13 protein-coding genes are annotated in these 14241 nt (G+C 42.1%); 11 read left to right on the top strand and 2 right to left on the bottom strand.

The features are described from left to right. The first annotated feature begins 147 nt into the window (after positions 1–147). The 3 genes from AC6R16_RS01850 to AC6R16_RS01840 all read left to right on the top strand — a co-directional run bounded on the left by AC6R16_RS01850 (position 148) and on the right by AC6R16_RS01840 (position 2175). Positions 148–978, top strand: a complete 831-nt coding sequence (locus tag AC6R16_RS01850; protein ID WP_500641200.1) for a DUF6279 family lipoprotein — start codon at positions 148–150, stop codon at positions 976–978. 88 nt (positions 979–1066) lie between these two features. After that, on the top strand, positions 1067–1831 hold the full coding sequence (locus AC6R16_RS01845; protein ID WP_500673378.1) for a sulfite exporter TauE/SafE family protein: 765 nt from the start codon (positions 1067–1069) through the stop codon (positions 1829–1831). Positions 1832–1983: 152 nt separating this feature from the next. Beyond that, on the top strand, positions 1984–2175 hold the full coding sequence (locus AC6R16_RS01840) for a hypothetical protein (RefSeq protein ID WP_500673377.1): 192 nt from the start codon (positions 1984–1986) through the stop codon (positions 2173–2175). 18 nt (positions 2176–2193) lie between these two features. Here AC6R16_RS01840 and exaC read toward each other — a convergent pair whose 3' ends face one another. Further along, positions 2194–3714 carry an acetaldehyde dehydrogenase ExaC gene (gene exaC, locus AC6R16_RS01835; RefSeq protein ID WP_500673376.1) on the bottom strand — a complete coding sequence of 507 codons (1521 nt, stop codon included), beginning with the start codon at positions 3712–3714 and terminating at the stop codon, positions 2194–2196. Positions 3715–3967: 253 nt separating this feature from the next. Here exaC and AC6R16_RS01830 point away from each other — a divergent pair, with 253 nt between their 5' ends. Further along, positions 3968–5731, top strand: a complete 1764-nt coding sequence (locus tag AC6R16_RS01830; protein WP_500673375.1) for a sigma-54-dependent Fis family transcriptional regulator — start codon at positions 3968–3970, stop codon at positions 5729–5731. On the opposite strand, the gene AC6R16_RS01825 is transcribed toward AC6R16_RS01830, so the two are convergent. Continuing rightward, the gene (locus AC6R16_RS01825; protein ID WP_500641196.1) at positions 5724–6128 is read right to left on the bottom strand and encodes a VOC family protein; all 405 of its coding nucleotides are present in this window, start codon (positions 6126–6128) and stop codon (positions 5724–5726) included. The two genes, AC6R16_RS01830 and AC6R16_RS01825, sit on opposite strands and share 8 nt — an antisense overlap. A 64-nt stretch (positions 6129–6192) precedes the next feature. On the opposite strand from AC6R16_RS01825, the gene AC6R16_RS01820 reads away from it, so the two are divergent. The 7 genes from AC6R16_RS01820 to tviB all read left to right on the top strand — a co-directional run bounded on the left by AC6R16_RS01820 (position 6193) and on the right by tviB (position 14241). Then, positions 6193–6534: a putative quinol monooxygenase gene (locus tag AC6R16_RS01820; protein WP_500673374.1), complete on the top strand. Its 342-nt coding sequence runs from the start codon at positions 6193–6195 to the stop codon at positions 6532–6534. Between the two features lie 14 nt (positions 6535–6548). Beyond that, positions 6549–6992 (top strand): YtoQ family protein, encoded by a 444-nt coding sequence (locus tag AC6R16_RS01815; RefSeq protein WP_486796522.1) that lies wholly within the window; start codon positions 6549–6551, stop codon positions 6990–6992. A gap of 475 nt (positions 6993–7467) precedes the next feature. Continuing rightward, positions 7468–8877, top strand: a complete 1410-nt coding sequence (locus tag AC6R16_RS01810; protein WP_500673373.1) for an undecaprenyl-phosphate glucose phosphotransferase — start codon at positions 7468–7470, stop codon at positions 8875–8877. Between the two features lie 7 nt (positions 8878–8884). Next, on the top strand, positions 8885–10123 hold the full coding sequence (locus tag AC6R16_RS01805) for an outer membrane beta-barrel protein (protein WP_500673372.1): 1239 nt from the start codon (positions 8885–8887) through the stop codon (positions 10121–10123). Between the two features lie 13 nt (positions 10124–10136). Continuing rightward, complete coding sequence (locus AC6R16_RS01800; RefSeq protein ID WP_500673371.1) at positions 10137–10667, top strand: polysaccharide biosynthesis/export family protein; 531 nt, start codon at positions 10137–10139, stop codon at positions 10665–10667. 41 nt (positions 10668–10708) lie between these two features. Continuing rightward, positions 10709–12916 (top strand): GumC family protein, encoded by a 2208-nt coding sequence (locus AC6R16_RS01795; protein WP_500673370.1) that lies wholly within the window; start codon positions 10709–10711, stop codon positions 12914–12916. A 44-nt stretch (positions 12917–12960) separates the two neighbouring features. Continuing rightward, complete coding sequence (gene tviB, locus AC6R16_RS01790; RefSeq protein WP_500673369.1) at positions 12961–14241, top strand: Vi polysaccharide biosynthesis UDP-N-acetylglucosamine C-6 dehydrogenase TviB; 1281 nt, start codon at positions 12961–12963, stop codon at positions 14239–14241.

Here is a 14241-nt window from a genome sequence, read left to right as displayed (position 1 = left end):
CCGTTAACTGTTTGTTTGAGCTAAGAACATACAAAAAGAGAGTAGATCTGGTATCGAAGTTGCTTGCGTTGTTGTTACAGACACGAGAGCGTAAAGTGTCTATGTTAAGAATAATGGTATCAGCAGTGAATTGCACAGGAACGAGCAATGAAAAAACTAGGTATACTATTTATCGTCTGTTTGGCTCTGGCTGGATGCAGTACTAAGTTTGTCTACAACAATATGGACTGGCTGTTACTTGAATATTTAGACGACTACGTTGAACTTAATGACTCCCAAGAAGAGATTGTCAGTCAAAAGGTTGCGGTACTCAGCGAGTGGCATCGTAAAGAAGAGATCCCGAATTATATCGAACACCTCGATGAGCTCATGGCAATCGATCCTAAAACCTTCACCATTGATCAACTTAAAGTTCAAGAAACCAAGTTTCAGCAGCACTCTCAGCGCCTTGTAGCGAGGATTGCGCCAGAACTTTACTCCATTGCAAGAGAGTTATCTAACGAGCAAGTAGAAGAGTTGATGAATAGCATTCGAGTTCGTCATACCAAGTACAAAAAGAAGTACCAAAAGCTTAACGACATTGAAATCAAAGCGCGTTATAGAGAGCGAATTGAAGATAATTTGGAAACTTGGATTGGAGGCCTCAGTAAGCAACAACAAGCTTTGTTGGATGATTGGGTAGCGGACTTGTATGTGACTTCCCATGATTGGATTCATCACCAAACAAAAATGCGTATTGAAATGAATACTCTATTATCGAATAGGCTTAATATGGCTAAGTTCCAGCCAGAGTTTCAACAATTAATGTTTAACCCCAACAGCTTCTATGCGCCTGAGCTTGAACAAAAAATTGATCACAACAAACAAGTTGCTAATCAGTATCTGGTTAAGGTCATTAACTCTATGAATTCAAAGCAGACGAAGCATTATCGAGAAGAGCTACAAGACTGGAAAGAACTTGCACTCGATATTCAGTAACTTACGCCACAAAAACAATAAAATGCGGTTTGTTTAACGGTTTGAGCAAGCTAGAGTAACAGATCCCTAACACAACCTTGTGATTACTATGGAATGGATTCTGTTATTTGGCGCGGGCGTTCTCGGAGGGATACTCAATAGCATTGCTGGTGGCGGGAGCTTTATCACTTTTCCAGCGCTAATGTTTGTGGGCATACCTCCTGTCGTTGCGAATGCCACCAATACTTTTGCCGCATGTGCGGGCTATATCAGCGGCACCTATGGGTTTAGGCACGACATCGCTGAGTCCAGTGGTGCTTTGAAGCGGACCATCATTCTTAGTCTTGTTGGCGGCGCACTTGGGGCTTATTTGCTTCTAAGTGTTTCAGAAAGCCAATTTCTAACGGCAATTCCTTGGTTACTGCTTTTTGCTACGTTACTGTTTCTGTTTGGTATCCAAATTAATCACTGGACAGCCAAGCTTTCTCGTTCGGCCTCACTTCATCCACTGTGGGCGGTAGTTTCTGTCTCAATGTTGCTTGTTGTCATCTCTGCATACGGTGGTTTCTTCAACGCAGGCTTAGGTGTTGTGGTTCTTAGCTATTTGGTACTAGCAGGGCATAGTGACATCAACCAAATGAATGGCCTAAAGCTGCTAATCTCTTCCTGTGTCTCTCTTATTGCGATAGTGGTGTTCGTGATTGATGGTTCGATAGACTGGGGGCGAGGCGGGGCAGTGATGTTGGGCACGCTATCTGGGGGCTATGTCGCGGCAAGAGTCTCTCGAAAAGTGGCGCAACACTATGTTAAAGGTTTTGTTGCCTTATCTAGCATTGCAATGACGCTGTACTTTTTCTTCGATGTGTATCTTTAAAGGCGTTTACCTACCATGAGTACTGTCACACTCATATCTATTTTGATGTCGATTTAGGTTAATTTAGCTTTCTAAAAGGCATAATAAAAGGGTCAAGAAAAGGCCAGTGTTTTGTCCTTCGAGGCCTTTTCCATTTGCGATTAGGAGGCTTTATGAGTAGAAAACTAGGCAGAGTCATGTCAAGTAGCCGCATGATTACCTTCGTTGCATTTCTAGCTGCAACATTTGCATGGATATTAAAGATGCCAGCCCTGTTTACTGTTTCTTTGCTTGCGCTTGTTGCTAGTGGTGTTCTCTATCTCAACGATAAACTCAAGCACCGAAAAGAAGAAAAGAGCGCCTGATGGCGCTCAGAGATGTAATTAGAAGAACCCTAACGGGTTAACATCGTAACTGATCAGTAGGTTCTTGGTGTTTTGGTAGTGATCGAGCATCATTTTGTGTGTCTCTCGGCCAATACCTGATTTCTTGTAGCCACCAAATGCTGCGTGAGCAGGGTAGGCGTGGTAACAGTTGACCCAGATTCGTCCCGCTTCTATGTTGCGACCCATTCGATACGCTAGGTTGGTATCGCGAGTCCAAACGCCTGCACCAAGACCGTATTCTGTATCGTTGGCAATCGCGAGCGCTTCTGCTTCATCTTTGAAACTTGTCACCGCAATGACAGGGCCAAAGATCTCTTCTTGGAAAACACGCATCTTGTTGTTGCCTTCAAGCAAAGTAGGCTGAATGTAGTAACCTGATTCAATGGCGTCAGTTTGCTGCGCAATCTCACCACCAAACACCACTTTCGCACCTTCTTGGCGGCCGATTTCAAGATAACTTAAAATCTTATCAAATTGTTCCTGAGAAGCCTGCGCGCCAACTTGCGTGTCAGTGTCAAGTGGGTTGCCTTGTTTGATAGTCTTCGCTCTTTCCGCCACTTTAGCGATGAACTTATCGTAGACAGATTCGTGGACTAAGACACGTGATGGACAGGTACATACTTCACCTTGGTTAAAGAACGCAAGCAAAGTCCCTTCGATACACTTATCAAGGTATTCATCTTCATGGTCAAAGATATCTGGGAAGTAGATGTTAGGCGATTTGCCACCTAGTTCAACCGTTGATGGAATGAGGCTTTCAGCGGCGCACTTCAGAATATGGTTACCAATTTCTGTCGAGCCTGTAAACGCGAGTTTGGCAATACGATTGCTGGTTGCGAGTGCTTGACCTGCTTCGCTACCAAAGCCGTTGACCACATTAACCACTCCGGCAGGAATGAGGTCACCGATTTTTTCCATCAATAGTAGGATTGAAGTAGGTGTCTGCTCTGCGGGTTTTAAGACGACACAACACCCTGCTGCAAGTGCAGGCGCTAGCTTCCATGCCGCCATTAGCATTGGGAAGTTCCAAGGGATGATTTGTCCAACTACACCAATCGGCTCAGGGAAGTGGTAACTTGCGGTATTAACGTCGAGCTCAGCGGCACTGCCTTCTTGAGCGCGGATACAGCCAGCAAAGTAACGGAAATGATCCACGACAAGCGGTAAATCCGCAGCCAGTGTTTCACGTACAGGCTTTCCGTTTTCCCATGTTTCTGCAACAGCAAGCTCTTCTAGGTTCTGCTCGATTCGGTCCGCGATTTTAAGCAGAATATTTGAACGTTCTGTTACGCTTGTTGCTGCCCAACTTGCTCGTACATTATGCGCTGCATCTAACGCGAGGTTAATATCCGCCTCACCAGAACGCGCAACTTTACAATAAGCTTGACCATTAACAGGCGAGGTGTTGTCAAAGTATTCACCTGATACAGGCTTCACCCACTCCCCCCCAATGAAATTGTCATAGTGGGTTTTGAAATTAACAACGGAACCTTGACTGCCTGGCTGTGCGTAAATCATATAAATATCCTTTTTATTTTCTCATTCAAGTATGTCTGAAGGACTCACACTCGGGTGAACACTTCTAATGGCACAGGTAGTTAACGCAAATCACAGACCAAATGTTAAAAACTTGTTGTAACTATTTTCTAGCGCTAGAGTATTCAAGGCTTAAAGAAAGATGTTTTAAACACAAAGTAGAGGAACGAGTTGTTAACAAATTGTTCAACTGTTCCAAATTGGTACAACTCAAGTGTTCAAAGTTGGAACAGGTATGGAACTTCAAACAACACAATCTGATGACTGGCTCGCCTCTTCTTGGCAAAGAAGCTCAAATGCAGGCTTAAGACAAATTAAAAAACCGGACGACATTAACGTTTCAAACGCTTTACTCAAGGAGCGACGTTACAATGCCCAAGGGGTTATTGAGGCGGTCAAGCAATGTGCATTGCCTCTGTTCAATCAAGTTTTGTCTCGTAGCGAAAGCCGCTTGATATTAACCGACTCTGAAGGTGTGATACTTGCAAGTTGGGGGCAGGAGAAGTTTCGAGAGAAGTTGATGTCAATCGCCCTCGAATCGGGCACCTGTTGGCAAGAGAAGTGGAAAGGCACCAATGCGATAGGAACCGCTCTTTTTGAACAAAAAGCGGTTTCCATTATCGGTGAACAGCACTTTATCAAACAGCACAGATTTATAAGTTGCTCTGCCAGTCCACTGTTCAACCATCTAGGCGAATTGGTTGGGATTCTTGATATTACGAGCGAACAAGCCAAACATGATGTGACAACGCAACTTTTGGTGCAAAACATGGTTCAGCTGGTTGAAAACTACATGCTAACCCAAATTCCAGAAGGATCACTGCAAATTAACTTGGCCCATAACGAATCGGTTTTAAAAAGTGGCTGGCAAGGGATAGTTATCGCGGATGAGAATGGTCATGTTGTGGCCCACAATCAAGTGGCGACCCAATTAATTGATCAGGCTTCTTTGGTGGGCGAGCATTTTGAGAACTTACTCCGACAACCTCTACAAAACCAGTTTGTTTTCGAAAAGAAAAGCATTGGCAAATCACCTTCCGCTAAGAAATGGATCAGCGCAGCCAGTGACTTGCATTATGGAGACGATAAGGTAGAGCAGGCTTGGCAGCAGGCCAACAAGGTCATGGGTTGCGGCATCAGTCTGTTGATTTTAGGTGAAACCGGGGTGGGAAAAGGTGAGTTTGTTAAAGCACTGCACAGGCACAGCAGTCGTCGTAGTGAGCCCTTGGTTACCGTGAACTGTGGTGCATTACCGAAAGATTTAATCGAGTCGGAGTTGTTTGGCCATGCCCCAGGTGCGTTTACTGGTGCTAACAAGCAAGGCTATAGTGGGCGTATAAGACAAGCCGATAAGGGGATCTTGTTCCTTGATGAGATAGGGGAGATGCCGCTTGAGGCTCAATGTCGCTTGTTATCGGTATTGCAAGATAAAGTCGTGATGCCGGTGGGATCTGCCCAATCACACCATGTTGATATTCAGGTTGTCGCGGCAACGCATCAAGATCTAAGTCTTTTGGTTTCTCAAGGTAAGTTCAGGCAAGACTTATATTATCGACTCAATGGATTGGTGGTGACGTTACCGTCTTTGTATGAACGCCAAGATAAGCTCGCCTTGATTCACGCTATTCACAACAAGTATCAGCAGAATAATCAAATGCTTTCGAGTGAGCTGACAAGCGCGCTGATGAATTATCGTTGGCCAGGTAATCTCAGAGAACTCGACAACCTAGTAAAAGTCGCGAGCTTAATCGCCAGTGATACCCACGAAATAGGCATAGAACATCTGCCCGCACATTTTTCACAGCCTTTGCAAGGTTTGCAGCCCAGTGCAAAAGATGATGAAGAGGTATCCGATCTAAAGTCGACGCTTAATGCCACCTTGATTGATACCTATCACACTCACAATGGCAATGTCAGCAAAGTATCTCGCGCGCTTGGCATTAGCCGTAATACGGTGTATCGCAAACTTAAAGCCTTAGGGCTAATGAAAGCTAAATGATATTTTGGTGCGAGATATCTGGATGATATAGCGGTTGAATAACATGACCTTCAGGATCTTTGCAGTGAAAGCTCCGAGCGCCATCACTATGATCGTGAGGCTCATCCAAGACTGGCACTCCTCGATCTAACATAAACTCGTACCAATGATGGAGTTCATCTTTGGTTCTGACGATAAAACCAAAATGATCGACGCTTATCGGTGAGCAAACTCGTTGAGACTGCGCACGTCCAAGGGACAAGTTATCACAGCCATTGGTCAGGTAAACCAGGTTATCGTTGGCTCTTCTTAGGATATTCATCCCCATAATTTCTGTGTAAAAAGCTTCACACTCCTCATATTTTTGAACAACCAGTGCGATATGTCTAATGCCGCTGAATGGTGTTGGTCTGTCCATACTTTATTCCTTTGTATATTATCCCTCTTGTCATTGTATACAATTAAACTGTTATGGTACAACTATGAGTAGAACCAAACTCAAGGAGGGTAAAGCCACCATGTACTCTATTATTGTGAGCAATCGAGTCAAACAGGGTCGTGAAGAAGACTACATATCTATAATGGGAAGAAATGCTTGTTGTTCAGTGGAGAATGAGGATGGTTGTATACAATTTGATGTATTGAAGGATATTAATGATCCTCAGCTGTTTCATTTGTACGAGACTTACCAAAACCAACAAGCGTTGGCGATACATAAGCAAACCCAGCACTATTTATTAAGTAGAGAGCAACTCGCTGATATAGTCATAGAGCAAACTGTACTGCGCGCTGATGTGTTGGCGACAAATTCTAAGAAAAGCTAGAAGGGAACAAGCAAATGATTTGGAAAGTTTACCTAAGTGGGGAAATACACACCGATTGGCGAGAGCGCATAATAGAAGGCGTAAGGAAGTTGGAACTGAATATAGAGTTCTACTCAGCGAATACTGACCATGAGTCAAGCGATGCGGCTGGAGATTTGTTACGACAGAACGAATCAGGCTTTTGGCGTGATCATCAGTCTTCTAAGGTCAATGCAATTCGCACATCCACTTTGATCAAACAATGTGATATTGGCGTAGTACGCTTCGGAGAAAAGTATCGTCAGTGGAATGCAGCGTTCGATGCGGGCATGCTATCGGCACTCGATAAGCCTTATATTACTTTACATGATGAGTCACTGATTCATCCTCTTAAAGAAGTCGACGCGGCGGCAATGGCATGGGCAGAATCACCAGAGCAGGTTGTTGAGCTGCTTAAGTACGTTGTTCAATCCAACTAGTTATTACGGCCATTCCGCTCACTATAAATACCACCTGCCTGGTGGTGTTTATAGTGAGAATTACGCTTATAGACCACATTGAACACATCGCGTTATAGCTACAAGTTTTAACCTGAAATCAATCATATTCGATTAAACTGTATTCATTCGCAATGCATGTCTTAAATATGATAATTTGGGGTTTTGTGTCTAATATATGAGAATGTGATAGTAAATATATATATTTACTAAAAACTGCGACTCATAAGAAATTAAATCGTGATTGTATTAATAAAAACGTAATGTTTTCTGAGTGAAATTTATACAAAATTAGAACTTATTTTGTTTATCAAAAATGAGACTTTACTTTCGTTGCTTATATAATTAAAAATAAACCCGCTTTTATTTCTGATATGAAAGTTATACGTAGAACATAATTGTTAAATAACTCAATAGCCCTAAGGTCTACGTCTTAGGAGTAGTAGCGTACCGAAATATGGACATGACCACGCAAAGTAAAGTTAAATTCGGAGAGGAAGAATCTAGTGCCCTCTATCGAATCATTGATGGATTTGTAATTATATTTTTCCTGCTTGCAGTATCCACAATATATTTAGGTGATTTTTCGAAAATTTATACTATTTCAGGTTTAGTATCAGCTTTGCTGTTTGTGTTTTTTGCCGAACAATCTGGTTTGTATAGATATAATGGTGTATTTGTTCAGCGCCATGAGTTTAAGAATATTGTCGGTGCATGGCTGCAAACACTGCTTGTACTATTGTTGTTTGCTTTCTTTACTAAATGGACAGAAGTCCATTCTAGAGTAGTTATCACCACTTGGATGCTTGCCACTCCCGCGCTGTTGATTTCCAGTCGACTTATTGGAAACTCTCTAATCCGTGCGCACTACAAAAAACACCAATATAAGCAAAAAGCGATAATTGTCGGTGTTTCAAATGCAGGTATTCGCTTGGCGCATGATATGGCAAATGACAAATCATCAAACCTTGATTTCGTAGGTTTTTATGATGACAGAGAGCCAAGCCGCCTTGCAAAGGACGGCCTCAGCAAGCCAATCTTGGGATCGATAAAAGACTCCGTCGAGAAAGCAAAAAAGCGCGAGATACGCCATGTTTATATTGCATTACCAATGGGTGAAGTGCAGCGAGTAAAAGACGTCGTGAAAATGTTTTCTGATACCACGGCACGTGTTTATCTGATACCCGACATTTATACCTATGAGCTTATGCAGGCACGTTGGCGCACGATTGGCAACAGCCCAACAATTAGTGTTCAAGATACTCCATTTTATGGTTTAGCCAGTGTTGTAAAACGCGCAGAAGATTTTCTTCTTGCGAGCATTATTACTTTTCTAATTAGCCCAATTTTATTGATGGTTGCAATTGGCGTTAAGTTGTCTGGTCCAGGTCCAATTATTTTTAAGCAAATGCGTTATGGGTTGGATGGGGCGGCTATTAAGGTTTGGAAGTTCCGCTCGATGAATTCCACGGATAATGGCAACGTTGTAAAGCAAGCAACGAAAAATGATCCAAGAGTGACCAAGTTTGGAGCATTTATTCGAAAAACGTCGCTAGATGAATTACCTCAGTTTATTAATGTTATTCAAGGTCGAATGTCAATTGTTGGGCCAAGACCACATGCAGTCGCACATAACGAAGAGTATCGACAAATAGTCGACAAATACATGCTACGCCACAAAGTAAAACCAGGAATCACTGGATTGGCTCAAATTAGTGGTTATCGAGGCGAAACGGACACAATAGAAAAAATGGAAAAGCGTGTGGAATATGATCTTAAGTATATTCAGAACTGGAGTTTAACACTCGATCTGAAAATCATATTTATGACTATTTTTAAAGGTTTTGTGGGTAAAGCCGCCTACTAGAGGATTAATGATGAACACAGTAAAGAAAGCATTGTCCGCTTTGGCACTTACTCTAACAGCATCTCACGTCTATGCCCAATTTGAGGGTAATGGCTATGTTACGCAATCAGGTTTAAAAATAATGCCTATTTTAGACAGCAGAATCGAACATAACGACAACGTTGGACGATATTCTGACGCAGAGTCTCCTGAGTCTTCAACAGTATTTGTCATTGAACCTGGGATTGCTTTTCAATCGGACCGCGCAGGAAATACCTACCAGATTGCATATCAAATCTCATCTGGTTTTTATACTGACAGTGGTGATGACAATTATGTTGACCACAAGATATCGACCAATAATTCTATTATTCTGAATAGCCGAAATGCACTTTCTCTAAATTATGCCTACCTATTTCTTCATGAAGAACGTGGTACAGGAATTCTCGCGGGTGACTCACTGTCTACAATCGCTTCAGGGCCAGTTGAATATGCTGTTAATGATGCAAGCATAGTACATGCTTTTGGGGCTGATGAAGCTAAAGGAAGAATCGAAACTACCGTACGCATGCAGGATAGGAAGTACCATAACTATCGTGATATCCAGGACACACGTTTTAGTCAAATTAGTACTCGTTTCAAGGACTACTTCGAGTATAGCGGTGGGGTGGCCTTTTATTGGCGTGCTTTTCCCGCGACGAGTTTACTGTTTGAAATAGATGCGTCTAAACGTGGTTATGATCTAAATGATCCTGTGACCAATAATTCGCAGGATAGTGTTGATATATTTTACCTAACTGGTGCGACGTGGGATATCACAGGTAAAACAACAGGTAAGCTAAGATTTGGTTTACAAGATAAGTCGTATGATGATGTGACTAAGAATGATTTTAGTGGCTTTAGTTGGGATTTAGAATTTGTTTGGGAACCGCTAAATTATTCAAAAGTCACTGTATCAGCTGCTCAGAGGGCAAGAGACCCTGATCAAGGTTCAAATTTTGTCGATGAGACGAGCTTTGACGGTAGTTGGAAGCATTATTGGTTGACTCATTTGTTTACTGAAACGTCACTTAGATTCATCTTCGATGATTATTCCGAGTCTTCGAGAACCGATGACCTATACAAAGTAGACCTGTCCATAGGCTACGAACTTAGAGATCACGTAGAGATTAACGCTGGCTGGCGATTAGAAGATAATGACTCTTCTGTTGTTGGTAATAGCTATGAGCAAAGCGTTATGTATTTTTCTGCCAACATGTTGTTTTAGTTGAGGAGTTTTGATGTCTTACTTTATTAAAGCTAGCTTGTTATTTTATATTTCTTTATCAGTCGTTCAAGCTAAATCCTTTGAAGATACTTATGTTATTGGTGCGGGAGATAAAATTCAGATCTCAGTTTATGGTGAGTCAGATTTATCTATTGACGAACTTTACATAAGTAACAGTGGGAAATTTGAATATCCCTACTTAGGTCAGTTAATTGCGTTGAACAAAACGCCTGAAAGTCTTAAAAATGAAATAATTAACGGCTTAAAAGACGATTATCTAATCTCGCCAAAAGTGAGGGTGAGCGTAGTAGGGTTTCGTAGTATTTACGTAAATGGTGAAGTAAAAAAACCCGGTGGATATGAGTATCAACCAGGACTTACAGTTGATAAAGCGATTGCATTAGCTGGTGGTTTTACAGATCGAGCTGCAAAAGACAAAGTTTACATTACTCAGTCAGGGTCTGAGGAGATAAAAAATAAAGTCAGACTATCAAAAAAGATTATGCCTGGCGACATCATCGTTATTGAACAGAGCTTCTTTTAACCCTAAGTTCATCACTCTTCATATTCGGACTACAATACAACATGTTAAGCCCTTCTCAATCTAACACTTACGAACAAGAACATTTGATCGATCTTGGTTATTTCTTCCATTTAATCAAAAAGCGGTGGCTTTCTATTTCCCTGTTTACTTTGCTGTGTACGGCAATTTCTGCCTTGGTGGCATTATCGATTACCCCAACTTACAAAGCCACCGCAACGTTACTTATAGAGTCAGCACCCAAGAATGCTATTTCCATTGAAGAGGTGGTTGGTATTGATACTAGAGCGGCAGAATATTACCTGACTCAATTTGAAATCCTCAAGTCAAATCAAGTCGCGCAACGTGTTATCGACAAGTTACAGTTAGCGCAAGTGGCAGAGTTTAATCCAAGCGTCCTTCCATCAGAGCCTAGCTTTTTTGACGGGATCGTTGACGACATAAAAAGTCACCCCCTAATCTTCCCATACTTTGCTAGTCACGAACCACAAGCCATTGATTTATCAGCGGCTGAAGACGCGATTAACCGTAACGTACTCAAAGCGTTTAAAGAGAAGCTATCAATATCTCCGATTCGAAAAACTCAGTTGGTTAATATCTCATTTGAATCTCAAGATCCTAAACTTGCCGCTCAAGTTGCGAACGAAGTTGGACAAGCTTTTATCGAAAATAATCTAGAATCGAAACTTCTCGCGACTGAGCAAGCGACTGGTTGGATCAATGTTCGATTGGCTGAACTAAAACAGAAATTGGATGAGTCTGAACAAGCATTGCTAAGTTTTTTGCAGCGACAAGAGCTGATTGATAACAGCGGTATCGTGTCGCTCACCAGTTCGGAGCTATCTAACCTTACCGATAGAATCTCTAAAGCAACAGAGAGACGCATAGAAACCCAAGCAATTTACAACTCGCTGAAAGATAATACAAAAGCTGATGCAACTACCCTCGCATCTATTTCACTTATCTCCAATCATCCGCAAATTCGTGATATTCGACTCGCAGAGTCGAATGCAGAAAAGCAAGTCAGCGAACTGGCAAAACGCTATGGCCCAAAGCATGACAAAATGATCCAAGCCAACGCGCAGTTAAAATCAGTTCAGCAAAGTGCCAATCGTTTGATTCAAAAGCTTGTGAATGGAATAGAGAAAGAACTCACGAGTGCTAAGCAGCAAGAATTCTTGCTTAAACAAGAGCTACTAAATAAAAAAGAAGAGTTTCAGGCACTAAGCGTCGTTAAACGTGAATACGACACACTGAAACGTGATGTTGACACTAATGCTAAGCTGTACGATTTATTCCTCACTCGCCAAAAAGAAACCTCTGCCACGAGTGACTTTAGCGCAGCTAACGCTCGTTTTAGTGACTACGCATTAACTCCTGAGTTTCCGCACAAACCGAACCGCAAGTTAATCGTTGCTTTAGTGCTAGTTGCGAGTGCAGGTTTTGCCGTTGTTTTAGTTATCCTGCTTGATGCATTCAACAATACGATTGAATCTGCACGCGATTTTGAAAACAAACTCGGTCTTTTACCAACGGGTACTCTGCCTTTCATAAAAGATCGTCGTTACAAAAAGGCACCTATTGATGCGAAGGTATTCGATGATGAGAAATTCCGAATATATCAAGAATCGGTTGATTCAGTAAGGACTTCATTAAATTTAAGCCTGTTCAATAAACAGCGTAAACTGTTGGCAGTATCGTCCGCGGTGCCGGGAGAAGGCAAAACGACCACTGCAGTAAACTTAGCCAACTCATTCGCAAAGTTAGAAAAAGTATTGTTGATTGATTGTGACTTGAGAAAACCATCGGTTGCGCACCGCTTTGGGTTTTCTCCAAGCAAACCGGGTTTATCCAATATTTTACTGATGAACACTCCTATTGAAGAGTGTATTCATTGTGTCGAGGGGAGAAGCTTAGATATTCTGACTGCGGGTATGTTGGCACCAAATTCTCAAGAACTATTGAGCAGCGATGCATTTGACAAACTAGTTACTTACCTAGCTAGTAAATATGATCGCATCATCTTCGATACACCACCAATTTTGCCGGTTAAAGATGCGTTTATTGTGGGTAAGCTAACGGAAGGAATTTTGTTAGTACTTAAAGCAAACAGCACCAGTAAATCTGTCTACAAACACACCATGACGCTATTTACCAAGCACGAAATTGCCATTGATGGAGTGGTGTTGAATCAGGTGCCCGCGCCGAAAAAAGGAGCTCATACTTATTCGGAATATGCACAACAAAGATAAACACACCCTAATAATTTTCATTTACAATTAATTTGAGTTAGACGATGAGTAATATAAATAAAGATCTTAAACTGGCCATTATTGGTCTCGGCTATGTTGGCCTACCTTTAGCGGTAGAGTTTGGTAAAAAGCGTGACGTGATAGGTTTTGACATTAACCAACCACGTATTGACGAGTTGAATACTGGGGTCGACAGTACGTTAGAAGTTGAGCCTGAATTATTAGCTGAAGCGCAAGGCTTAGTATTCACTTGTGATGTCGAGAAGCTAAAAGAAGCTAATACTTATTTAGTAACTGTACCAACACCAATCGATGATGCGAAAAAGCCAGATCTCACGCCTTTGATCAAAGCCAGCGAAATGATAGGAAAGGTATTGAAAAAAGGCGATATCGTCATTTATGAATCAACAGTGTACCCAGGCGCAACGGAAGAAGATTGTGTACCAGTGCTAGAAGCAGTATCTGGTTTAACTTTTAACCAAGATTTCTTTGCAGGTTACAGCCCTGAGCGAATTAACCCTGGTGATAAAGAGCACCGTGTCACCAATATCCTTAAGGTAACCTCAGGTTCAAACTCTGAGATTGCAGCTATTGTTGATAGTTTATACAACGAGGTAATTGAAGCGGGTACGCACAAGGCAAGCTCAATTCGCGTCGCAGAGGCGGCGAAGGTCATAGAAAATACGCAGCGTGACGTAAACATCGCGTTGATTAATGAGTTATCACTGATTTTTAATAAGATGGGTATTGATACCCTTGAAGTATTGGAAGCTGCTGGTACCAAGTGGAACTTCTTACCTTTCCGTCCAGGCTTGGTTGGCGGCCACTGTATTGGCGTTGACCCGTACTACTTGACTCACAAAGCAGAGTCTATCGGTTATCACCCAGAAATGATACTAGCGGGTCGTCGCTTGAATGATAACATGGGCCGCTACGTGGTGAGCCAGCTGGTGAAAGCGATGCTAGGCAAAAAAATTCACGTAAATGATGCCAACGTGTTACTGATGGGCTTAACTTTTAAAGAGAACTGTCCAGACCTACGTAATACAAAAGTGGTTGATATTATCAGCGAGTTGGCAGAGTACGGTATCAACGTAGACGTGTATGATCCTTGGGTATCGGCTGAAGAAGCAGAGCACGAGTACGGCATTACGCCAATCAAAGAGCCTGTGGCAGGTAAATATGACGGCGTGATTGTAGCGGTGGCTCACAATGAGTTTAAAGCCATGAGTGAGGAAGAGCTGAAAGCGTTACAAAAGGAAAGCGCGGTAATATACGACCTTAAGTACGTATTACCAAAAGCCCTAACGGACTTAAGACTGTAA

This window comes from Vibrio sp. R10-SG3-ISO10, from assembly GCF_059834185.1.
This window is presented reverse-complemented; position numbering and strand designations above follow the sequence as displayed.

Coding starts and splice junctions, on each gene's coding strand:
- AC6R16_RS01850 (WP_500641200.1), top strand. CDS start 148: ATGAAAAAACTAGGTATACTATTTATCGTCTGTTTGGCTCTGGCTGGA.
- AC6R16_RS01845 (WP_500673378.1), top strand. CDS start 1,067: ATGGAATGGATTCTGTTATTTGGCGCGGGCGTTCTCGGAGGGATACTC.
- AC6R16_RS01840 (WP_500673377.1), top strand. CDS start 1,984: ATGAGTAGAAAACTAGGCAGAGTCATGTCAAGTAGCCGCATGATTACC.
- exaC (WP_500673376.1), bottom strand. CDS start 3,714: ATGATTTACGCACAGCCAGGCAGTCAAGGTTCCGTTGTTAATTTCAAA.
- AC6R16_RS01830 (WP_500673375.1), top strand. CDS start 3,968: ATGGAACTTCAAACAACACAATCTGATGACTGGCTCGCCTCTTCTTGG.
- AC6R16_RS01825 (WP_500641196.1), bottom strand. CDS start 6,128: ATGGACAGACCAACACCATTCAGCGGCATTAGACATATCGCACTGGTT.
- AC6R16_RS01820 (WP_500673374.1), top strand. CDS start 6,193: ATGAGTAGAACCAAACTCAAGGAGGGTAAAGCCACCATGTACTCTATT.
- AC6R16_RS01815 (WP_486796522.1), top strand. CDS start 6,549: ATGATTTGGAAAGTTTACCTAAGTGGGGAAATACACACCGATTGGCGA.
- AC6R16_RS01810 (WP_500673373.1), top strand. CDS start 7,468: ATGGACATGACCACGCAAAGTAAAGTTAAATTCGGAGAGGAAGAATCT.
- AC6R16_RS01805 (WP_500673372.1), top strand. CDS start 8,885: ATGATGAACACAGTAAAGAAAGCATTGTCCGCTTTGGCACTTACTCTA.
- AC6R16_RS01800 (WP_500673371.1), top strand. CDS start 10,137: ATGTCTTACTTTATTAAAGCTAGCTTGTTATTTTATATTTCTTTATCA.
- AC6R16_RS01795 (WP_500673370.1), top strand. CDS start 10,709: ATGTTAAGCCCTTCTCAATCTAACACTTACGAACAAGAACATTTGATC.
- tviB (WP_500673369.1), top strand. CDS start 12,961: ATGAGTAATATAAATAAAGATCTTAAACTGGCCATTATTGGTCTCGGC.